The organism is Candidatus Pseudothioglobus sp. uisw_070, from assembly GCF_059512545.2.
Genome location: NZ_CM183456.2, coordinates 387,265 through 407,967, shown reverse-complemented (window position 1 = coordinate 407,967; position 20,703 = coordinate 387,265). Strand labels below are relative to the sequence as shown.

21 protein-coding genes are annotated in these 20,703 nt (G+C 31.4%); 3 read left to right on the top strand and 18 right to left on the bottom strand.

All coding sequences use genetic code 11. From position 1 onward, the window contains the following. Positions 1-4: 4 nt before the first annotated feature. From AC5YGD_RS02010 to AC5YGD_RS01940, 15 genes are all read right to left on the bottom strand, one after another. Positions 5-1,225: a DUF4915 domain-containing protein gene (locus tag AC5YGD_RS02010; RefSeq protein ID WP_496141888.1), complete on the bottom strand. Its 1,221-nt coding sequence runs from the start codon at positions 1,223-1,225 to the stop codon at positions 5-7. A 36-nt stretch (positions 1,226-1,261) separates the two neighbouring features. After that, complete coding sequence (locus tag AC5YGD_RS02005; protein ID WP_496141887.1) at positions 1,262-2,476, bottom strand: N-acetyl sugar amidotransferase; 1,215 nt, start codon at positions 2,474-2,476, stop codon at positions 1,262-1,264. A 12-nt stretch (positions 2,477-2,488) separates the two neighbouring features. Then, complete coding sequence (gene hisF / locus AC5YGD_RS02000) at positions 2,489-3,295, bottom strand: HisA/HisF-related TIM barrel protein (protein ID WP_496141886.1); 807 nt, start codon at positions 3,293-3,295, stop codon at positions 2,489-2,491. Then, positions 3,292-3,912, bottom strand: coding sequence for an imidazole glycerol phosphate synthase subunit HisH (gene hisH / locus AC5YGD_RS01995; RefSeq protein WP_496141885.1), 621 nt, complete (start codon positions 3,910-3,912; stop codon positions 3,292-3,294). The genes hisF and hisH overlap by 4 nt, the downstream gene beginning before the upstream one ends. A 1-nt stretch (position 3,913) precedes the next feature. After that, positions 3,914-4,972 carry a pseudaminic acid synthase gene (pseI, locus tag AC5YGD_RS01990; RefSeq protein WP_496141883.1) on the bottom strand — a complete coding sequence of 353 codons (1,059 nt, stop codon included), beginning with the start codon at positions 4,970-4,972 and terminating at the stop codon, positions 3,914-3,916. 8 nt (positions 4,973-4,980) lie between these two features. Continuing rightward, positions 4,981-5,721: a WbqC family protein gene (locus AC5YGD_RS01985; RefSeq protein WP_496141882.1), complete on the bottom strand. Its 741-nt coding sequence runs from the start codon at positions 5,719-5,721 to the stop codon at positions 4,981-4,983. Between the two features lie 23 nt (positions 5,722-5,744). Then, positions 5,745-6,617 carry a hypothetical protein gene (locus AC5YGD_RS01980; protein WP_496141880.1) on the bottom strand — a complete coding sequence of 291 codons (873 nt, stop codon included), beginning with the start codon at positions 6,615-6,617 and terminating at the stop codon, positions 5,745-5,747. Next, on the bottom strand, positions 6,614-7,618 hold the full coding sequence (locus AC5YGD_RS01975) for a glycosyltransferase (protein WP_496141878.1): 1,005 nt from the start codon (positions 7,616-7,618) through the stop codon (positions 6,614-6,616). Before AC5YGD_RS01975 ends, AC5YGD_RS01980 begins: the two co-directional genes overlap by 4 nt. A gap of 21 nt (positions 7,619-7,639) precedes the next feature. Next, a complete protein-coding gene (locus tag AC5YGD_RS01970; RefSeq protein ID WP_496141876.1) occupies positions 7,640-8,914 on the bottom strand; it encodes an aminotransferase class III-fold pyridoxal phosphate-dependent enzyme in 1,275 nt (424 codons plus the stop codon). Continuing rightward, positions 8,907-9,677: a cytidylyltransferase domain-containing protein gene (locus AC5YGD_RS01965; protein ID WP_496141874.1), complete on the bottom strand. Its 771-nt coding sequence runs from the start codon at positions 9,675-9,677 to the stop codon at positions 8,907-8,909. Before AC5YGD_RS01965 ends, AC5YGD_RS01970 begins: the two co-directional genes overlap by 8 nt. After that, positions 9,665-10,513, bottom strand: a complete 849-nt coding sequence (locus AC5YGD_RS01960) for an aldo/keto reductase (RefSeq protein ID WP_496141873.1) — start codon at positions 10,511-10,513, stop codon at positions 9,665-9,667. Before AC5YGD_RS01960 ends, AC5YGD_RS01965 begins: the two co-directional genes overlap by 13 nt. Further along, entirely contained in the window at positions 10,510-11,613 is a 1,104-nt protein-coding gene (pseC, locus tag AC5YGD_RS01955; protein ID WP_496141871.1) for a UDP-4-amino-4,6-dideoxy-N-acetyl-beta-L-altrosamine transaminase, read from the bottom strand. The genes AC5YGD_RS01960 and pseC overlap by 4 nt, the downstream gene beginning before the upstream one ends. 2 nt (positions 11,614-11,615) lie before the next feature. Next, complete coding sequence (gene pseB / locus AC5YGD_RS01950; RefSeq protein ID WP_496141870.1) at positions 11,616-12,614, bottom strand: UDP-N-acetylglucosamine 4,6-dehydratase (inverting); 999 nt, start codon at positions 12,612-12,614, stop codon at positions 11,616-11,618. A 13-nt stretch (positions 12,615-12,627) separates the two neighbouring features. Beyond that, entirely contained in the window at positions 12,628-14,304 is a 1,677-nt protein-coding gene (locus AC5YGD_RS01945) for an ATP-binding cassette domain-containing protein (RefSeq protein ID WP_496141868.1), read from the bottom strand. A 62-nt stretch (positions 14,305-14,366) separates the two neighbouring features. Next, positions 14,367-15,032, bottom strand: coding sequence for an HAD hydrolase-like protein (locus AC5YGD_RS01940; RefSeq protein WP_496141867.1), 666 nt, complete (start codon positions 15,030-15,032; stop codon positions 14,367-14,369). Positions 15,033-15,359: 327 nt separating this feature from the next. On the opposite strand from AC5YGD_RS01940, the gene glmS reads away from it, so the two are divergent. Continuing rightward, positions 15,360-17,201 (top strand): glutamine--fructose-6-phosphate transaminase (isomerizing), encoded by a 1,842-nt coding sequence (glmS, locus tag AC5YGD_RS01935; protein ID WP_496141865.1) that lies wholly within the window; start codon positions 15,360-15,362, stop codon positions 17,199-17,201. Here the strand turns inward: glmS and AC5YGD_RS01930 are convergent. From AC5YGD_RS01930 to AC5YGD_RS01920, 3 genes are all read right to left on the bottom strand, one after another. Then, positions 17,184-17,594 carry a hypothetical protein gene (locus AC5YGD_RS01930; protein ID WP_496141863.1) on the bottom strand — a complete coding sequence of 137 codons (411 nt, stop codon included), beginning with the start codon at positions 17,592-17,594 and terminating at the stop codon, positions 17,184-17,186. The two genes, glmS and AC5YGD_RS01930, sit on opposite strands and share 18 nt — an antisense overlap. 308 nt (positions 17,595-17,902) lie before the next feature. Beyond that, positions 17,903-18,697, bottom strand: coding sequence for a methyltransferase domain-containing protein (locus AC5YGD_RS01925; protein WP_502319134.1), 795 nt, complete (start codon positions 18,695-18,697; stop codon positions 17,903-17,905). A gap of 184 nt (positions 18,698-18,881) precedes the next feature. Further along, entirely contained in the window at positions 18,882-19,094 is a 213-nt protein-coding gene (locus tag AC5YGD_RS01920) for a recombinase family protein (RefSeq protein WP_496142338.1), read from the bottom strand. Between the two features lie 304 nt (positions 19,095-19,398). Here AC5YGD_RS01920 and AC5YGD_RS01915 point away from each other — a divergent pair, with 304 nt between their 5' ends. Together AC5YGD_RS01915 and AC5YGD_RS01910 are read left to right on the top strand one after the other, a co-directional pair. Next, entirely contained in the window at positions 19,399-19,653 is a 255-nt protein-coding gene (locus AC5YGD_RS01915; protein ID WP_496141860.1) for a hypothetical protein, read from the top strand. A gap of 67 nt (positions 19,654-19,720) precedes the next feature. After that, complete coding sequence (locus AC5YGD_RS01910; RefSeq protein ID WP_496141858.1) at positions 19,721-20,494, top strand: hypothetical protein; 774 nt, start codon at positions 19,721-19,723, stop codon at positions 20,492-20,494. Positions 20,495-20,703: the final 209 nt, after the last annotated feature.

The following is a 20,703-nucleotide window of genomic DNA, read 5'->3' as shown; positions in this document are numbered from 1 at the left end:
CTAACTAACTCATTAGAACAATAGAATGAACCTCTGACAGCTTAGGTGGAAGCTGGAGAAACCTTGAGACTTTAGTTATATCATCAAAAATTATTACACCTGCATCAATTGAAATATTCTTTGAGAGACCAATATTCTTTGAATAGTTTCTATTTCTGCTCTGACCAACATAATAATATTGACCATCAAAATCTAAACCGCGAGTAAAAGCTGGAAATTTACCTGATATCTGAACATTATTAGTTAGTAAATGTCCTTTTAAAGAATCTAAAAGAGTCAAACTTCCATCAATTATCTTAACATTATGTGGCATCCATAAATCTGTCACCACAGTGCCAACTCTTTTTTTTGTAGCTATGTCAAACTCAAGAATGCCGCCATCAAAAACATCTAATTTCCAGTTACCAGTTAGAGAAAACATAGAGATAAATAAACTATCTCCCCATACACAGCAATCATTTGAATGATGTGCAGGTTTTCCATATTTTTTTTGTTTATCTGAAATATTTATCTCATCAACTACTTCAAAATCAGTATTAAGAAATAGAACAGTATCTAAATATGAGCAGTTTACAAAAAATAATTGCTTTTCTTTAGAAAAATCAATGCCATGAGCACGACTACCAATTGGCATCTGAACCTGTCTCAAAATATTAAAATCTTTATCAAATTCAATTATTCCTCTATCAGTATCTAAGGCAACATAATTTTCATTAAATTTAACGATGCCATAACAATTCCCATCAATTTTCTTTTCATGATTCCAAGCATCTCTTTCAACAGTTAATTTATAAATTCCACCCCCATAGCAAGGATGGTCTTGTTTTGGAGCTCCACTTGAAAACATCAATGTTCTTTCTACAGATTCCAATTCTTCAACGACCCTTAGATCATTTAGCACTGGACTTACAATAAAATCAATAGAAGGAATAAAACCTAATTCTTCTAATTGCTCTGAAACGTCAGAAAAGGATGTTGTAGTAATTATTATTAATGATTTTTTTCCCTCGTCTGTCTTCAAAAAACTTGGGGAATATATTTTAACTCCAAATTGAATCTCCCCTAAAAGGTTTGTTGAGTTGTCAATAATTGCACAAAGTTTATTTTGAGGAATTATTCGTGTTGTTTTTTCTGCAATATTACCTGCTCCAAATAAAATAATATTTTTATCTGAGCTCAGTCTATTTATTTCTTGCTTTGTTGTAAAGGGTATTTTTCTTTTCATTTTTTTTCAATTTTTATGGCTCAATATTTCACCTTATTACTTAAATTCAGCTTGTTTTTTATTAAATAAATTAATTTGTTTATCATTTAAATGAACTACTCCATAAGAAGAAGAGCCTCCCCAGATATTTGCCTTCCACCACATATTATCCTTTATCCACCAAACTCTTGGATCTCGGAATGTATCAGCAATAATCCAGAACTCATCTTCAGTCATATCCACATAATCAAGCCAATAATATAAATCACTAGAGACAACATGGTCATATTTTTTAATCATCTCAATCCCCTCTTCGCGACTCATGTATCCAGTCCTGATATCCTTAGAAGCATGATCTGAGCATCGACCATAACCAAACTTAACAAATTTCATTAAATCATGAATACCATTTTCATATCGATCGTCTAAATTTGACATGCGACGATATGTTCTTTCAAAAGGCTGTCTTGCCTCTTCCCAGCCATATTTATCTTGCATCATTTTAGTATGCTCGTTAGGGTCCCACTTAAAGAAATTACCAATATATAAACCTCTCACTCCAACCTCTAAAATCTCTTCATCAGAAGGGTATTTTGCCCAGATCATATCTTTTTCAATAAGTTTATCATCCTTGTCTCCAATAAAGTCATACCACTCATAGCCTCTGAGATCATGCTCATGTCTAACCCTTGCACTAAACTCCATAAAGTCATTAGGATCAAACATTCCAGATATGTCCCAATTAATTTCACCCCATATAATCAATGGTATTTTAAATTTTACTGCTACTTGTATTGGAGAAGAAAATATACCGCAATGGTTTTGCCAATTCATGTCTCCCATTCTCTTAAATCCCAACCTATTTAACTTTTTCAATACCTCAATATTAGGACCCCAAATAATATGATCGGCATCAAAAACATGCCTCATTCTGTCACGATTAGCGTCCCCTTCTGGCAAAAAATTATTTCCATGGTATGTCATTAAAAGAGGTTTTAAGCCCAATTCTTTTGTGATTATATGTGCTTGATAATAGCTATCTTTTCCTCCACTTACTGGTATTAAGCAGTCATATTCTGAATCATTATTATCAGACGACTCTTTAATAAGTTTTTTTAACCTCTCTTTTCTCTTTTCCCAGAAATGATCTGGAATTTCTTCAAAAGCCTCGAATGTTTTGCAACTAGAACAAATTCCATCATCATCAACATGCAAGTTAACAGTTGCAAAGGGATAAACACATTTTTTGCAATAATTCATTTCATTTTTCATATTTATTTAGTTTTATATTTTTAATAAATCGGGTTTTCGAACATTACAACCATTTTTAGACAGGTATTTTTTAGCCATGTATACGCTTTGATCAGTATATTGGAAGATGTTAGCTGCAGCAACAGAATCAACATTAGTCTTATCAAGTGCTTCTTTAAAATGCTCCCATTCCCCTACACCACCACACGCAATAATGGGACAACTACACTCTGAAGACACTTGATCTAACAACTCAATATCATAACCAGTTCCAGCTCCATCTCGATCTATTGAGTTTAATAAAATCTCTCCAGCACCATAATCTTCCAGTATTTTAGACCAATACAAGGGACCATGGCCTGTATTCTCTTTTCCAAATTTCGTAAAAACTCTATTACCTAATTCAGTTCTTTTAATGTCCATAGAAACAACAATGCATTGCGAACCAAATTCTTTTGCAGCATCTTTAATCAATTTATTATTATTATAAGCCTCAGTATTTATTGAAACTTTATCAGCGCCTAGTAACAATCTATCTTCAATATCATTAAGATTTTTTATCTTCCCCCCAATTGTCATAGGCATAAAAACCTCCTTAGATATATTCTCGATAATACCTAGAAAGGAGGAAATATTTTTATATCCCTGATCATCTCTTCTAGTATCGTACACATTATCACGAGATATATCTAGATATATTAATTCATCAGAAGCCCATTTACTTAGTCTTTTTACAGCGTCAATTGGATTACCTAAATTTTGATGCCTGGAAAAACCCCTGCTTTGAACGAGCCAGCCATTTTTTAATAGCAAAACTGGTATTACACGTTTTTTTTTCATTTATATTCTAAAAAATTTCTAATTATTTTTTGTCCTGCGCCTTGACTCTTTTCTGGATGGAATTGAACCCCAAGTATATTATCTCTTCCAATGACTGATGCAAAATTTTCGTGATATATTGTTTCAGCAATAACATCGGCATTATTTTGAGCTTTAAAGCAATAACTATTAACAAAATAAAAATCATTTATTTCTTCTAAGCCCATCATAAGTTTAGATTCTTTTACTGAGGTAGCGTTATTCCAACCAATATGTGGTAATGGATTATCTCCAGAGTCAATTATGTCAACATTCCCCTCAATCCAGCCAAGTCCATGATGTTTTCCAAATTCAAAGCCATAACTTGCCAAAACTTGCATCCCTATACAAATTCCAAGAAAAGGCTTTTTTTTACAAACAACATCGTCTTCAATTAGTGTCATTGGGAGGTTTTTCCTAATCTTTTCCATAGCAGAACCAAAAGACCCAACACCTGGCAAAATTAAGTGGGTACATTTTTGAATTTCTTTCTCTTTATTAGAAACTGTAGTTTTTATTCCCAAATGTTGTAATAAATTAGATACAGACCCTACGTTTCCACTACCATAATCTAAAATACAAACTCGCTTATCTACCATATCAGTTACTTAAATCAGTAACTGTAACAATATTAGCCCAGGTTAATGGGGAGCCATACTCAATATCTTGTGCAGCAATGCCCCCTAATACCTTTTCATAATACTTAGGTGGCAACCCAAAACTGGGACGTATAGATCTAATATTCTTCTCAGTAAATTGTTCCCCTTTTTGTATGTCTTTAACAGCATACAATGAACGACGAAAATTAAGTCCAGTTTTTTCTGCATCTTTCAACTCATAACCTGCATTACCCAAAGATAAAAATGCAACTTTAGTCTCTTTACATAAATTTTTTAGCTCATGTGGCTCTAATGAGAACTCACTATCTGGCCCCTTATCATTTCGACTTAAAGTAAAGTGTTTTTCAATGACACTTGCTCCTAGCGCAACACTTGCAAGTGCTACAGTTGTCCCCATTGTATGATCTGACAAGCCTGATAAAACTTCAAATCGCTCGCTTAGATCTGGAATAGTTTTTAAATTGGATTGCTCTGGTGGCGCGGGATAAGAGCTAATACAATGCAGTAAAACTAAATCCTTACAGCCATTATCACTGGCAATCTCAACTGCAGTACTAATTTCATCTAAGTTTGCCATGCCAGTTGATATTATCATGGGCTTTTTAGTTTGAGCAATATACTTAATCAATGGCAAGTCTGTTATTTCAAAAGAGGCCACTTTATAAGCAGGGACGTTCAAATCCTCTAATAAATCAACTGCTGTTTTATCAAAAGGGGAACTAAAGATAGTAATACCAATCTCTTTGGCATAATCAAACAGAGGTTTGTGCCACTCATAAGGTGTTTCTGCCCACTTATAAAGACTATGTAAATCATAGCCATCCCACAAGCCACCCTTAATTTGAAATTCGCTCCTATCACTTTTAATTGTAATAGTATCTGCAGTATAAGTTTGAATTTTAACTGCATCAGCACCAGCTTCCTTAGCTGCCTTTATACTTTTAAAAGCACGCTCAATACTCCCATTATGATTAGCAGATAACTCTGCAATGATATAAGGGGAATGTTTATTTGAAATAATTCGATTATCTATTTTCATAGTATTTTTTATTTAAGTTCTGAAATATTATGCCCTTCTTCAAGAACGTTTTTTGTCCCCTCTACTCCACAATACATCAAAGCATCTAGAATGCTCATATAAGGTATAAAACCTGATTTTTTTTGAGCATAAGGGATTAAATCAAAATTTTGAAAAAAAACATCAATTTTATTAGAGCTAAATTTCGCTTTATTTTCTATTGTATCTATGTAGTCCAAAGATCCAGCTGGAGAGAAATAAGTAGTACATTCTTGCATTTGACAAAATTTAACTAACTTTTCTACTTTGTCTTGCGCTAAATTCTCTAAATGACTTGCTCTGTGAAACTTAGTTTTCAATGAAAGAATTGAAGAAAATAATTTAATAATTTTAATATTTAAGTCACATAACTTAATTAAATCACTAGAAATAATATCTTCAATATGATGATATATTTCACCAAAGTGTGGTGCTTTTTTATAAGATTGCTCAATAGACATTAAATGTTTTTTTTTCCAATTTCCAGAATTATCTATGTCAATATCTTTAATCATTGAACCCATTCTTCCCTGATTAGAGCGTGTTGGGACACTCAATAAAATAATACCATTTGCTCCAAGTATTCTATTTTGATGATGATATGAACTCTTATTAAATTTAACATCGTCCAAAAAAATAAAATCGCTTACATTAGCTACTAAATCAAAATATCCCAGCCAAGGTAAATATGTAGGTTGCATAATTGCACAAGTATTGATCTTTAAGTTCATATTTTTTATAATGTTATTAAGAGCTAGCAATTTTTTGTATAATCATAAAAATTAGTTATAAGTTCTGCAGTTCTTATTGCTTTTTCCTCTGTAAATCGATAATCATTAAAAAGATTAATAATTCTAGAAGATATTATATAAGTTCTTGAGCCTTGGACTGAGTTTCCTATAAATCTACTATCAATAGGGGCATAATGACTACTTGCAAATAAACCCTCTTCTTTAAATATTTCCTCTAATAGGTCATCTTTATTATCAATTAAAATTGAAAACCGCCAATTTTCAAAAGCCCTGCCTAAATGCAATTCAGAGGGTATTCCTTCTTGATAGATTGCGTTCAATTTTGCCTTATGCTTTTTCATTAAAGGAATTTTATTTTTAATATTAATCTGATATTCCAAGAAAACTTGACTCTTGCTATCGTCATCAAAAATATCCTCAAATTCACTATTTTTTAAGAAGCCAAACCCACCATAACCAATATCCACATACTTAGAGTATCCAGTGCTAAAAAGTGATAATGAAGCGGAAGATTTATCAATATCAAAATCAAAATTCTGCAATGAAAGACATTGATCATCAATAATAAAAATATTACTATTAATATGTTTTATCTTTTGATAAAAAGCTTCACTTTCTAATTCAATGCCAAAAGTTTTAACAAATAAGACACCGCTAATAGAGCTATCATTTTTTATAGCTTCTAATACTAAATTTTCATCCATACATAAAGTATCAATATTAATATCTATAAAATCAAATTTAATTCCAGCTTTTAAAAAAGTTTCAGGAATAATATGACAAATATTTAACGGCATTAAAAATTTACTACTCTTATTTAAAGTTACGAGTACTTCATACAAAATAGTTGAGGCTCTGTCTCTAAATAATATCATTTGGAATCTTTCATTACAGCATCTAAAATTAATTTACCACCATTAAGTCCCATAAAATTACTACTATTTTGCATTTTTTGTCTATTTTCTTGCTTTTTTAACATCTTCATTGATACTAATAATTTCCGCAACAAATCTTCGTCATCAAAATTACCAATGTAATCAATGGATCCTACCTTTGCCCAGCCTTCAGTATCATCTCTAGCATTTTCAACTAATAATATTGCAATTGTAGGAACACCCAAACTTACTAGCTCATACAAAGTTTGCCCACCACTTGAAATTGCAATATCACTATTATTCATCAAAGAAGACATTTCTTCTGCATGCGCATTATAAATTAAGGTTGTATTTTTATCTTGGAACAACTTAATACTTTTAGTATTTGTAAAACCATTACCTATAACAACTATTTTCTTTAAGCTTGGAAAATTTTTACTTAGAAATTCTAAAACTTTAGCGGTCAAATTTCGCACATCTGACCCACCAAATGAAATAAAAACTTTTTTTATTTCACTATTTATTAAGATTCTATTACTTCTAGAAAATGCCTCTCTTAGAGGCGTATATTTGCTTCCCAAAAGATAAGTAACATTTTCTTTTTTTGGTAAAAAGTAATTCTTTTTATCAACTAAGATTGTCCAATCCAAGACAAATCCCTTTTCTAGAAAATTTTGACGCTTTTCATCATCAATATAAATAATGATGGCATCTAATTTCTGTATATCATCAATCTGGTCATTTGACATCCTTAAAGAGTCAATTAGTACAAAAGAACTTTCTTGTAATTTTTGCAGTAGAGGTTTTTTATCTAGCCAGTTCATTAAAATTAATGGTTGATTTTTTAATATTGGCAAGATACTATCATCACCATCAACAATAAACTCTACCATCACCCCAAAATCTTCAAAATATCTACTAATAGAAAGGCAACGAGTGATGTGGCCAAAGCCAAAAACCCTTCCTCCCTCAGTTAATACAGTTAACTTTTTAGCTTGCATATAATAATCTTTCGCTTTTCTTTACCTTACTTTAAATAAAGGCTCTAATATTTTTCCATGTATATTTTCTAATAAACTCTGATTTTTAACATGTCCTTTAATCATTGGTAATACTTTTGAATATACTTTAATTAACCTGTCAATTTCTTCCTTATTATGAGAGAAGCTTAGATTGTGTGACCCTAAAGTCATAACTCCTCTCTTAAGAGATTCTTGCATAAAAAAGGTTTTTATTTCAAAACTATTATATTTTTCTTGATCTTTAATATGAAGAAAACTCCAAGAAGGATGGCCAGAAGTCCAAAAAATATCCTCTAAATTTTCATCATCAATAAGCTGATTTAATTGCTCTAAAAGATAAGTACCAATTTCATTAAAATGGCCAATAACATCCTCTTTCTTATACTTATTAATAACTTCATCAGCAGCAGCAAGAGACAATGTCTCACCTCCAAAAGTACCTGAGAAAAAGATATCTTCGACTTTTTGCATTATTTTATTACTTCCTACCACTGCAGATAATGGATAGCCATTTGCCATACCTTTACCAAAAGTGGCTAAATCTGGAATCACATTAAATAATTCTTGAGCGCCACCTAAAGAGAATCTGAATCCCGTAATAGTTTCATCAAAAATTAATAATGCATTATTTTTATGCGCTAATTCCTTTACTCTTTCTAAAAAATTATTCTCTGGATATTCAACATTCATCGGCTCCATAATGACACAAGCTAGTTCATGAGATTGAAATAGCTGTTCAAGTGAATTCATGTCATTATATGCAAATTTATGTGTCAACTCTTTAACACCTTGAGGGACACCTAAATTTCTAGCAGTTGAGCCAATGTACCAATCTTGCCAACCATGATAACCACATACTGCAATATGCTCTTTACCAGTAAAAGCTCTAGCAATACGAATGGAGGCACTTGTTGCATCTGTTCCATTTTTTGCAAATCTGACTTTTTCAGCACAAGGGATAATTTCAATCAATTTCTCTGCAACTTTCATTTCTAAAGTATGGGGCAAAGAAAAAGTAACTCCATTTTTCATTTGTTCTTGCACCGCTTTGTCAACATCTTTATCACAATAACCCAAAGTCACTGCAGCTAATGAATTAACAAAATCAATATAATCATTACCGTCAACATCTACTACTTTTGCCCCTTTGCCCCTCTCAATAAAGAAAGGCGAAACGCCTCTGGGATATTGAGTCAAACTCTTACTAAAAGTTTGAGATGCTAAAGGGATAGACTTTAAAGCTTTTTCCAGTAATTTTTCTGATTTTTTATACATTTTTTAAAAATTCCTTATCTGCTCTTAATGATATTTCTAAGCCTTCATTTCTAATAAATTTACTATTAATAGATACAAGACCTGGCATCTCTTGAAATAAATTTAAAATATCACTAGTTAAAAAAAATGGATTTTCTTTATACAAAGCTTGGTATATTTTCTCAACTAAAACAAAATCTTCAGGCTCATCAACTGTCCAGCGAAAATGAGATAAATCTTGACTAAGTTCGAATATTTTATTATTAAACTCTTCTGGTCTATTTACAATATATTGCGTCACATGCTCAATTTCTGAAGGTAAAGTAGCCTTTCTCTTTGTTTCAATCAAAGCTTCCATTGTTATAATTTCTGCATCTAACCCATCTGGAAATTTTAAAGATGTTACAACATAATCAAAACTACCTTCTAAGCAATACTGAATCATTTCATCTATAACCTGCCAGTCAGTTAAAGGACAATCACCTGTCAAACGAACGATATACTTAGGATTATAAAATTTAGCACATTGATAAACTCTGTCTAAGACATTATCTAAATCTCCTCTAAATATCTCAATATTATTATCCATACACATTTCCTCAATAATATCATCTGAAACATCTACTGAAGTTGCCACAACTATCTTGTCAATCAATGTGGAATGTTGCAACCTTTCAATTTGATGGAGCAACATTGGCTTATTTAATATAGGCTTTAAGACCTTCATTGGCAATCTTGATGAGGAATAACGTGCTTGTAATATTGCTAATATCATATTTTCCATAAACTTGGATTTAATAGATTTATATCGTTAATAGGGAAAGAATCAATACTTTCTGATTTTTTTACAGATTGTAAAATTTCATTTAACTGAATATCACTATTAACCCCTACCAGAACTTTATCTATTTCTTGGGTATTTAATGCAAAATTCAGCGCATATTCCAGTAAAGACATGCCACTATCTTTAACTAGTACTTGATACTTTTTAAATTGATTTTGCCAAGTTAAAAAATAACTTGAATAGTGATAAAAATCTAATAGAATGCCTTGTAAAAATATACTTCTAGCATGAATCTCTAAACCTCTACTTTTCAAAGCCTTAAGTTGCCCACCTTCGATAAGGCGCGCATCAAAAATGTTAAATGGTAATTGAATTATATCAAAATCAAAGTTTTCTAATAAAAAGTTAATTTGCTCAGGCATGTAAGTAGAAAAACCAATTTTTTTAACTAAACCATCTTTTTTCAATTGATTTAATCTTTCAAATAAAAGGTCAAAATTTTTATTTTTTACATCATCAATATTATGAATTAATAGGCCTTCTACTTTGTCTATATTAAGTTTATTTAAAGATTGATAGAAACCATCTATAACCTCTTTAACTTCACCTTTAAGAGGTATAGTTTTAGTAATAATTTGATAATTATGAATGCCAATTTCACCCAGTACTTCCTCACTATTTCCATAATCAGCAGCTGTATCCAGTGAGGTAATATCGTTATATTTAGCTAAACCCAAGATATTCTTTACCTCTCTTTTTGTTACCTGGCCGTTCTGATTAGTAACACCATAATTTAAACCAAATTGAGCAGTTCCTAGTACCAGTTTGTTTCTCATAAGTTGTTAATAACTTTTAGTTGCTGTTGATTTGTTAAATCTGCATAAATTGGCAAACTTAAACAATGCTGATAAAAGTTATTACTATTTTTAAGAGGCTTTCGATTAAAAAAAGGTTGTTGGCTTACAGGAATATAATGAACTTGCGTCATAATCCCCTGCAATTTTAGTTGTTTATAAATCTCATTTCTATCTTTAATTTTTACTACAAACAAATGCCACGATGAATTGGTGTCAGGGTGTTGATAAGGCAAAGTTATATTTTTTAATTCAGTTAAATAATGCTTTGCAATCTCTCGTCTTTTTTCTACAAAACTATCCAACCTTTTTAGCTGACTTATTCCCAATGCTGCCTGTATATCAGTCAAACGATAGTTAAAACCTAGCACTTGTTGTTCATAATACCAATCACCATCACTTTTATTATTAAACAGGGTTAAATTTTTAGTAATACCATGACTTCTGAATAACTCAACTCTTTCATCAAGCTTCTTATCATTTGTCATAATTGCACCACCTTCGCCCGTGGTTATCATCTTGACCGGATGAAAACTAAATACTGCCATATGCGAATAATCACAACCCCCTATTTTTTTGCCAAGATATTCACCACCTATAGCATGACTTGCATCTTCAATAACCTTGAAGCCATATTCTTTTGCTAATTTCCAGATCTCTTTCATCTGGCAACTCTGGCCCGAAAAATGCACTGGCACGATCAATTTAGGTAGTTTATTTTCTTTTTTTGCAAGTATTAGTTTTTCTTTTAAGCACTCAATAGATAAGTTATATGTTTTTGGATCTATATCAACAAAATCAACAGTTGCACCGCAATATAAAGCTGCATTTGCTGTTGCAACAAAGGTGTTAGGTGTTGTCCAAACAATATCATTTTTTCCTAATCCAATAGCTAAATAAGCTAAATGCAAAGCAGCGGTAGCATTAGTTACTGACTTAGCATATTTTGCTCCACAATAGCTAGCTAAATCGCTTTCAAATTCAGTTAATTTCGGCCCCTGAGTTAGAAAGTCTGATTTTAAAACATTAACAACCGCATCAATATCATCCTGATTAATACTCTGTTTTCCATAAGGAATCATTCTTATATATTTCCAATTTTATTTTTATGTTTCTCAATCCACTCTTGGAGTTCAGAAATTTCCATCCACACTTTATTATTATTAGAACAATACGTGAACTCTGGGTGTACTTTTTTACCAGTTCCTATTCTTTTAGCATCGATATTCCAGTCATTAATAGAAGGTAATATTTTAAAATTATCAGAGTATTCATAAGTATAAAGCGCATCTTCCAGACCTATCATCTGTTCATGTAGTTTTTCACCTGGCCTAATACCAACTTCTTCTTGCTTAGCGCTATTATTAACTGCTAATGCAATATCAGTAACTTTCATAGAAGGAATTTTTTTAACATAAATTTCACCTCCGTTCATATCATCAAAAGCATGCCAGACCAATGTAACTCCCTCTTCTAAGGAAATCATAAATCTAGTCATACGATTATCTGTAATTGGTAAGACATCACCTTCAGAAAGAGACATAAAAAATGGAATGACAGAGCCGCGTGAGCCCATAACATTTCCATACCTTACAACTGAAAAGCTAGTACTATGGCTGCCACTATAGGAATTACCAGATACAAATAACCTATCAGAAGTAAGTTTAGTCGCTCCATATAAATTTGCAGGGCTACTTGCTTTATCAGTTGACAAGGCAACAATACGTTTAACGCCCTTGTCTATACATGCATCAATAAGATTCATAGCACCTATCACATTAGTTTTAACACATTCAAATGGGTCATACTCCGCAGTTGGAACAATCTTAGTAGCTGCGGCATGAACAACATAATCAATACCATCTAACGCCCTATAAAGTCTATCCTTATCTCTTACATCTCCTATCATAAAACGAACACGATCATCACCTTTAAACAATTTAGCCATTTCCCATTGCTTCATTTCATCGCGAGAAAAAATTACTATTTTTTTAGGATTATATTTATTTAGTGTCATTGGGACGAATGAATTACCAAACGATCCAGTACCTCCAGTAATCAAAATTGATGAATTTTTTAACATATTTTTAACACCTCTATAGCAATTTAGATTTAAAATAATTTTCTTTATCTATAATTTTAATACTACCACTCTTATTAATCTCCACGATACGGTCGCATGACTTTAATGTCGATATTCTATGTGCGATTATAAGAATTGTGTGATTTTTATTTAAAATTTCGATTTCACGCATTATATCCCCCTCTGTTTTACTATCAAGAGAGCTAGTTGCTTCATCAAGAATCAATACTTCTGTATTTTTATACAATGCCCTAGCAATTCCTATTCTTTGTCTTTGTCCTCCAGACAATCGAGCACCTCTCTCACCAACAATTGTATTATATTTTTGTTTCCAAGTTTTCACTAGTTCAAAAATTTGGGCCTGTTTTGCGGCCTTACCAATCAAATCTGAATCAATTTCATTGCTAGCAACTCCAAAAGCAATATTCGCCTCTATTGTTCCATCTGAAAGGAAAATATTTTGGGGAACATGAGAAATTTTCTTCTGCCATAAAGCTTTATTATTGTCAACAATTATTTGATTATCAACTATTAGCTGGCCCTTTGTTGGAGGTAATAATCCCATAATAATATCAATAAGAGTGCTTTTTCCACTTCCAGTGGGCCCTATAAAGCCTATACATTCACCTTTTCTAATCTTTAGATTGATATTTTTTAATACCCATGGTGAGTCTTCAGCATATTGAAAATCCAAATTATTTAAACATATTTCTTTTTCAAATCTTAAAGAGTCTTGGTTACTTTGAACTTTGAAATTAGAAAGTGGCTGATCTAAAAGCTTCAAAACATCATCAAAAGACGATTTTGCACCTTTAATAGTTGCATATGTACTGAATGATTGTTGCAGTAAAGGGAGAATCCGCTGGGCACCAAGTGCAAAAACTCCTAAAACTGGAATGAATACCCCTCCTTCTTGCATCAAGAAATAAGCAACTACTGAAATAATAGTTATCCCAATTCCTTCCATTATAAATCTAGGTGAACCGGCAATAAATTGATTATTGCCAGAAGCGTGGCGAAAAGGAATATCTGACTTCCTATAAAGCTTACAATAAAATTCCTGACTACCATCAATTATCACATCACGAATTCCCCCTAAACCCTCTTGAAGGGATTTAATCATTAGAGTGGATTGTCCAGCTATGCTTTCACTGTTTGATCTAAGGCGATTTCGAGTATAAAAAATAACAATTCCATAGAGCGCTCCAAAGCCTATAAAAATAGCAGAAGCAACTTTTGTATCTATCAAAAAAAGTGCAATCATTATCCCTGTCAATATTACAATTGAACTAATTAAAGTTAGAACTGGGTTCAGAATTCCACCAATAACCGTGTTTGTTTTGTTAATAATTCCATTAATAATTTCACTACTATTTCGTGAAAGATGGACTTGATAGTCTTGGTAAAGAGTCCGCCGATAAATATTAATACTTATATCTGCACCAGCCGCGTATGAAAGTCTTGTGACTGAATATAGTAAAGTAAGTCTAACAAGAGCTGAAAACACCACTGCAGTAATAAAAATTACAGTGAAAGGAAGGATAATTTGATCTGGCTGTGTGAATCCCAATTTATAGACTAAGGGTTGTACAATTGGATGGTAGTAGATTAAATCTGGATTAGTTAGTGCCGCTAAAAATGGAAATACTGCGCCTATACTAATAACCTCAACTATAGAGGATAACAACATTAGAATAAGTAAGAGAGAAAATTGCTTTTTTCTTAATTTAGAAAAATGATTCCAAAGTTTTTTTATTGAATACATTGTTCCCTAAGCTCTGACAAATCCATAAATACATTAATATTAGAGAATTTTCTTTTCCAATCACTTTCCTCTGTCCATTTACTTAAAAAGACAAAGTCTATATCTGCATTTTTCGCAGCTTGATAATCATACATACTATCGCCTATAAATAGACTTTTTCCCACGATATTACCCTTATAAATTTCATTCTTTAAAATCTGATTTTTATCATCTGGGCTTCCAAATATACCAGCATCAAAATGGCTATCTAGCTTTCTTTTACGAAACAATTCTCTAAGTTCAACCTGATCTCCTCCAGATACTATTAACCATTTAGAATTCTTAGTTAAGTCTCTAAATTCTTTAATATTTTCAGCCACTTCACAAATCAATAAAGCCTTCTTTATTTCTTTAGAAAAACTGAATAAAAGCATATTTAACTCTTGCATTTCAATTCTTTTTTTTAAGATTTTTGTAAGTAAGTATTCAAACTTTTGATAGCGTGATATGCCACCATTTAAGATATGATAGTCTTTTAATGCTTGTGCAGGCTGATGACCATATATTTTAGCGACGTTATAAAATGCTTTTGTCTTAACTTGATTAGAGTTAAGAATAACCCCATCGCAATCAAAGATTAAAGTTTGATATTTGGAAAAGTCTATTTTAGACAATGTTTATCCTAGTGTTTATTTTGTATAAATTGTAAAAACAAAACATTTCTATAAAAGCTTGAATTATGGATGATTTTAAACTAATATGTTTGCTAATAATTATATTTATAAGCAGTACATTTTAAAATGTAATATATTATTAAACAAGAAAGTTTTAAAGACATAACAATAATAATTTCAGCTCATTACTATGTGATTATTTATCATGCTTCGTAAAAACTTGCAAACTATATGTAGAAGGGAAAAAAATTAAATTCCCTATTATTGACATAACTTACTATTCATTTATATATAATATTCCCCCTTAAAATCAATTTAAATCAATTTATGTGTGGCATTGTTGGTGGTATAACAAATTCGGATATTACTCCTATTCTATTGGAGGGTTTAAAGAGATTAGAATACCGAGGATATGACTCTTCTGGGCTTGTCACTCTATCCAAAAATCACAAACTAGTCCGAGAGCGAGAAGTTGGAAAAGTTTGTAATCTTAAAAAAAAATTAAATACTAGTAAAATGCAAGGAACAACTGGATTAGCTCATACTCGGTGGGCTACTCATGGTGAACCTTCGAATAAAAATGCGCACCCTCACATCTCCAATAATTCCATTAGTATAGTACATAATGGAATTATTGAAAATTACATTGATATAAAAGAGTTACAACAAGAACAAGGCTATAAGTTTTCTTCTGATACTGATAGCGAGGTTATTGCTCATGCAATTCACCTCACTCTTCAGTCATCTAATTCTTTTATAGAGGCAGTACAAAACGCACTAAAAACCCTTGAAGGTTCTTACGGGCTTGGGATTATTTCTTCAAAATATCCAAATACATTAATTGCTGCACGAAAAGGATCACCTCTCTTAATTGGTATTGGTAATAATGGAAACTATATTGCATCTGATCAAATGGCACTATTGTCAGTTACTAAGAAGTTTATTTTTCTAGAAGATGGAGATATTGCTGAACTGACTTTAAGAAAAGTTACTATTTTTAACAAGGAAGGGCATAAAGTTGAACGACCAATTAAAATTTCAAATTTAAATGATAGTCAGCTTGATATAGGTACTTATGATCACTTTATGCAAAAAGAGATCTTTGAGCAGCCACAAGCTATACAAGACACATTAGAGTCACGCATTACAGAAGATAAAGTTGTAATTGCTACTTTTGGTGATACGGCTAACAAAATTTTTAAAAAAATCAAAAGAGTTCAAATTATAGCTTGTGGCTCAAGCTATAATGCTGCATTAGTTGCAAAATACTGGCTTGAAGACATCGCAAAAATAGCTTGTAATGTTGAAGTCGCAAGTGAATACCGCTACCGACGACCAATCATTCTTGATAAAACTCTTTTGGTAGCTATTTCACAGAGTGGTGAAACTGCAGATATTCTTGAAGCATTAAAAATCGTAAAAAAAATTAACAAACAAATCACCATTCTTTGCATCTCCAATTCTGCAGAGTCCAGTATTACTAGAATCTCTGATTTAACATTTTTAACTAAGGCTGGGCCTGAAATTGGAGTTGCAAGCACAAAGGCGTTTACCACTCAACTAGTTGGCCTCGCTCTTCTTACATGTTCTATAGGTGTAGTAAAAAAATCTATTAAAAGAGAGCAGGAAAAAGCCATCATTAATGGTTTAAAACAATTACCAGGTCTTGTCAATGATGCCCTATTGCAAAGAAATAAAATTAAAAAAATAGCCACTGAATTTAAAAATAAAAAGAATGCATTGTTTTTAGGACGAGGGACAATGTATGGCATAGCCCTTGAAGGAGCACTTAAGTTAAAAGAAATTAGCTATATCCATGCTGAAGCATATCCAGCAGGAGAACTAAAGCATGGTCCAATCGCTCTTATCGATGATAATATTCCTGTTATTGCTATTGCCCCTAACGATGAACTACTTAATAAACTCAAGTCTAATTTACAAGAGGTCAAATCTAGAGGATCACAAATGTTAGTATTTGAGGATAGAGATTCAAAAGTAATACCAATGAAAGGAATGAAAATAATCCCAATCATCTCTAATATAGGTCGTATAACTGCCCCAATTATTTTTACCATACCACTTCAATTGTTAAGTTATTATGTCGCTATTGTTAAGGGCACAGATATTGATAAACCAAGAAATTTAGCTAAATCAGTTACCGTTGAATGAATTTGTATTGTACCCTGTCAAGTCAACTTTTTTTTTAGAATCATCTTCAACATAGACATGGTTATACCTATTACCATTATTGACTTTTAGTTCGTTTGTCTTGGTAGATTTCTTCCCATCCTTCAAAGAATAACCATCTGACTTCTTCTTATCATTCTTATATTCAATACCATCATTGACTATTGGTAGTTTGAATTTGATATTAAAGATATGACCTCTTTGTGTTTCTTTACCATCCCTAGTTTCACCCATGACTGGTGAAACGACTATCTTACTTACTATCCCTTCTATTAAATCAATAGTGGGTTTTTCAAATCTTTTACTAAAATCTTCACCATATTTAGAAATCCAATCCACCCATTCTTTTTGATTATGTTGAAAAACAACATCCATTAGATGTACAAAGGATTGTTGAGAACTGGAAAGTACCATCTTACAATCTTGTAAAGGGATTAAATACCTTAGGTATTGGTGGTGATAAAAGATGTCATTATTCTGTAAAGATTGACAGAGATGGTTTTGTCAATTCAATAGTGATTATGACTGAAAGGAATTGTAGATATGTATTAGATTGGGTATTGGAAATGGTTACTCAATCAAAATGATAATATCTCAATTTCATCTTTATTGCTTGGTTTTGGGTTGTTCTTTCTAACAAATAGATGCAAAAAAAAACATCACTAATTTAAACCTAATGTTTCTTAATACAGAGGTAATCCAATCTTCCCCCCCACTTCATCTGATTCATTAACCTCACGATTATTATGACTTGAGTAGATTTTAACTACTTCATACCCAAAAGAGTTTAGTAAATTAATAAAGTTTATTTTTTCACAAAAAAATATGTTGCATGGTTGTATGGTATATAACCAATTAGACGAAAAAAAACATCTCAAATATTTAACTAACTCTTTTAGTGCTGTTAATAAACCTCTATTATTAACTACCCAAACTAAGTATTTCAAAAACGATGTTCCATAATTTCTACCTTCCATCTCATTAGTTTCAGGGATTTCACCAATATAAAGAACACTGTCTTTACTTTGAACTCGTGAGAACTCAGAAATAGACTTCCTTACAAGTTCCATATTAAATCCAACACTATGAAGAACACTATTACAAAGCAGTAAGTCAATACTGTTATTTGAAAATGGTAGGTTATTTGAAAGACCTTGTTGTATAGATACCTTTGAACTCGATTCATTTGCTTTTAGTAAATTAGTGACAACATCAACCTCCTCCTCTGTAGGTAGTATTCCAAAATTAATTTCACTTAACTTAGACAATGCCAAAATGAATGAACCATCTCCACACCCAATATCGGAAAAGGAACAAAACTTTCTATTTAAAGATGAAATATTTTTTTTTATAAAAGATACTCTTGTTTGAGTTTCCTTTATATTGTCTCCTCTTCCAGAGAGTTCATTTCTGTGCGATAGGTTCTTTGCAATTGCTTGATATTTTTCAGTTGAGTTAAGGACTTTTACAATTGGCATTTCTTATACTTTCAAATAATTAATCTAGAGATTATATAAGAACACCTAACCCTATAATGTTAAGAATGATGTTACTTTTAGTGGTTTTCCTATTACAGTAACGACATACCGTTGCAGAAGATAGAATTTCTTCTGAACAATGGGGACACTTTTTCATTTTCATAGAATGAATTGTACTTATGGATTAGTCAAAAGTATAGTATTTCAATTCCATCTTAGAAACTTTAGATGGGTAATGTTTATTTCTTAGATTGTCTACTAGATCATCCCTTTCATGTTTCCTTTTCAAGACAGAAGACACAGAAGTATTAAACCATTCTTTACCTCTATGAGTTTTGATTCCCCATTGGTTTAACTTCTTACTAATTCTTCTATATCCTAACCCCTCCTCTCTCATCAACAGGATAAGACAATAAATCATCTGTTGACGAATACTGTATCCTTTATCGTATATTAATGAATTGGTTTGAAATTGGATAGAAAATTCTATAACTGGGGTTGTACTGGTAAACAGGGTACAATACAAATTCATTCGGTCACGGTCGAGTAGTATTCAACACATTATAGAATTAAAACCTCCATTTCCAATCAAACAAAATTTAGACTGTTTCTACATTACTGGTAAAATTTTAAATTGTTTATAATCCACATTAAAGAAAAAATAATATTCAATCTAATATATTTATGGAGCAAAACTAACAATGAATAATGTTGATTACGTTTTAAATTATATTTATCTAAAATCTCCTTTTCAAAAAAAGAAAATTGAATCTTTTATTGATATGAGAGATTCTAATTTTAACCAAGAGTTTAATAATTTTTTGGAATTATACATTGGATATCTTGAAAATAACCAACTCACTATCGAGTATGGAATTGATGCATATTTAAAAATGATAAGTGATATGTTTAGATGTCAAGTTAAATTTATGAAAACGGGTAAATATATTAGCTGACAAAAATTTAAATACAATTAGAATCGTTGTCTGTGGAGGTTCAACAGTTGAGCAAAATGATTTAGATATGGAGCCACTTTTTAATCAAGAGCTCACTTGGCCAAAAGCGATGGAAAGTGCCCTAAATAAGGCTGACAAAGAAGAAAGTTATGAAGTTTTAAATGCGGGTTGTAGTGGTTACACTATTCTAGAATCAACAATACATTTATTAACTAAATGTGTGCCTTATAAACCTGACTATGCTATTCTTTATCAGGGTATAAATGACGCATGGTGTATCCAAGCAGTTCCAAATTTTACTCCAGATTATACTCACGCACGTCGACCTCCATCCTTTCCATCATCTGATAACTTTTTAAACCTTTTACCAAATATTAGAATTTCTTTTATATATCAATATTCTTTGCTTTATTTAAGAAGCTTTTTTGTAAAACCATCTAGTCTATTGTCGTATATATCTTGTCAAGATAAATATAATATGACATTTGACCAAATACAAACTTCTGTTAAAACATACGAAGACTACTTACGTTCATTTTGTTATATTGCTCTTGCTCACAACATTACTCCAATTCTAATTCCCTGGATTTTTAATAAAGAATTGATAAAAAAGCCATTCAATGTAATCAATTGGGATAAAGAAAAATTCATAGAATTATTAGAGATGAATCGTGATTCTACCCATCGAATTTCAAGTGAGATTGATGGAGCAATCCTGTTGGAATTATCAGATAATAAAAAAGATAATTTTAGGAAAAATGATTGGATTCATTTTTCAAAAGCGGGTTTAGAAAAAACTGGTAAAAATGCTGTGATTGAATTTTTAAAAATAAATAATTAAAGAAAAATATGAAAATCTTATTTTGGATACTTTAATTTATATTTTTAATACTATGCATTTATATTGCTTTTAAGATTATTAGTAAAAAGGATGAAAAAAATCAGGATGATGATATTTACCCTATGTGGTAAAAAAATCAATAAATCCACTATCAAAAAACCATTCCACTTTGGCAGAGTAGTTTTTAATTTCACTTATGAGGTTAGTTC

Bases quoted from the DNA above. Each gene is read 5' to 3' on its own strand.
- AC5YGD_RS02010 (WP_496141888.1), bottom strand. From the start codon at position 1,225: ATGAAAAGAAAAATACCCTTTACAACAAAGCAAGAAATAAATAGACTG.
- AC5YGD_RS02005 (WP_496141887.1), bottom strand. From the start codon at position 2,476: ATGAAAAATGAAATGAATTATTGCAAAAAATGTGTTTATCCCTTTGCA.
- hisF (WP_496141886.1), bottom strand. From the start codon at position 3,295: ATGAAAAAAAAACGTGTAATACCAGTTTTGCTATTAAAAAATGGCTGG.
- hisH (WP_496141885.1), bottom strand. From the start codon at position 3,912: ATGGTAGATAAGCGAGTTTGTATTTTAGATTATGGTAGTGGAAACGTA.
- pseI (WP_496141883.1), bottom strand. From the start codon at position 4,972: ATGAAAATAGATAATCGAATTATTTCAAATAAACATTCCCCTTATATC.
- AC5YGD_RS01985 (WP_496141882.1), bottom strand. From the start codon at position 5,721: ATGAACTTAAAGATCAATACTTGTGCAATTATGCAACCTACATATTTA.
- AC5YGD_RS01980 (WP_496141880.1), bottom strand. From the start codon at position 6,617: ATGATATTATTTAGAGACAGAGCCTCAACTATTTTGTATGAAGTACTC.
- AC5YGD_RS01975 (WP_496141878.1), bottom strand. From the start codon at position 7,618: ATGCAAGCTAAAAAGTTAACTGTATTAACTGAGGGAGGAAGGGTTTTT.
- AC5YGD_RS01970 (WP_496141876.1), bottom strand. From the start codon at position 8,914: ATGTATAAAAAATCAGAAAAATTACTGGAAAAAGCTTTAAAGTCTATC.
- AC5YGD_RS01965 (WP_496141874.1), bottom strand. From the start codon at position 9,677: ATGGAAAATATGATATTAGCAATATTACAAGCACGTTATTCCTCATCA.
- AC5YGD_RS01960 (WP_496141873.1), bottom strand. From the start codon at position 10,513: ATGAGAAACAAACTGGTACTAGGAACTGCTCAATTTGGTTTAAATTAT.
- pseC (WP_496141871.1), bottom strand. From the start codon at position 11,613: ATGATTCCTTATGGAAAACAGAGTATTAATCAGGATGATATTGATGCG.
- pseB (WP_496141870.1), bottom strand. From the start codon at position 12,614: ATGTTAAAAAATTCATCAATTTTGATTACTGGAGGTACTGGATCGTTT.
- AC5YGD_RS01945 (WP_496141868.1), bottom strand. From the start codon at position 14,304: ATGTTGTTATCCTCTATAGTTGAGGTTATTAGTATAGGCGCAGTATTT.
- glmS (WP_496141865.1), top strand. From the start codon at position 15,360: ATGTGTGGCATTGTTGGTGGTATAACAAATTCGGATATTACTCCTATT.
- AC5YGD_RS01930 (WP_496141863.1), bottom strand. From the start codon at position 17,594: ATGGATGTTGTTTTTCAACATAATCAAAAAGAATGGGTGGATTGGATT.
- AC5YGD_RS01925 (WP_502319134.1), bottom strand. From the start codon at position 18,697: ATGCCAATTGTAAAAGTCCTTAACTCAACTGAAAAATATCAAGCAATT.
- AC5YGD_RS01920 (WP_496142338.1), bottom strand. From the start codon at position 19,094: ATGAGAGAGGAGGGGTTAGGATATAGAAGAATTAGTAAGAAGTTAAAC.
- AC5YGD_RS01915 (WP_496141860.1), top strand. From the start codon at position 19,399: ATGAATAATGTTGATTACGTTTTAAATTATATTTATCTAAAATCTCCT.
- AC5YGD_RS01910 (WP_496141858.1), top strand. From the start codon at position 19,721: ATGGAGCCACTTTTTAATCAAGAGCTCACTTGGCCAAAAGCGATGGAA.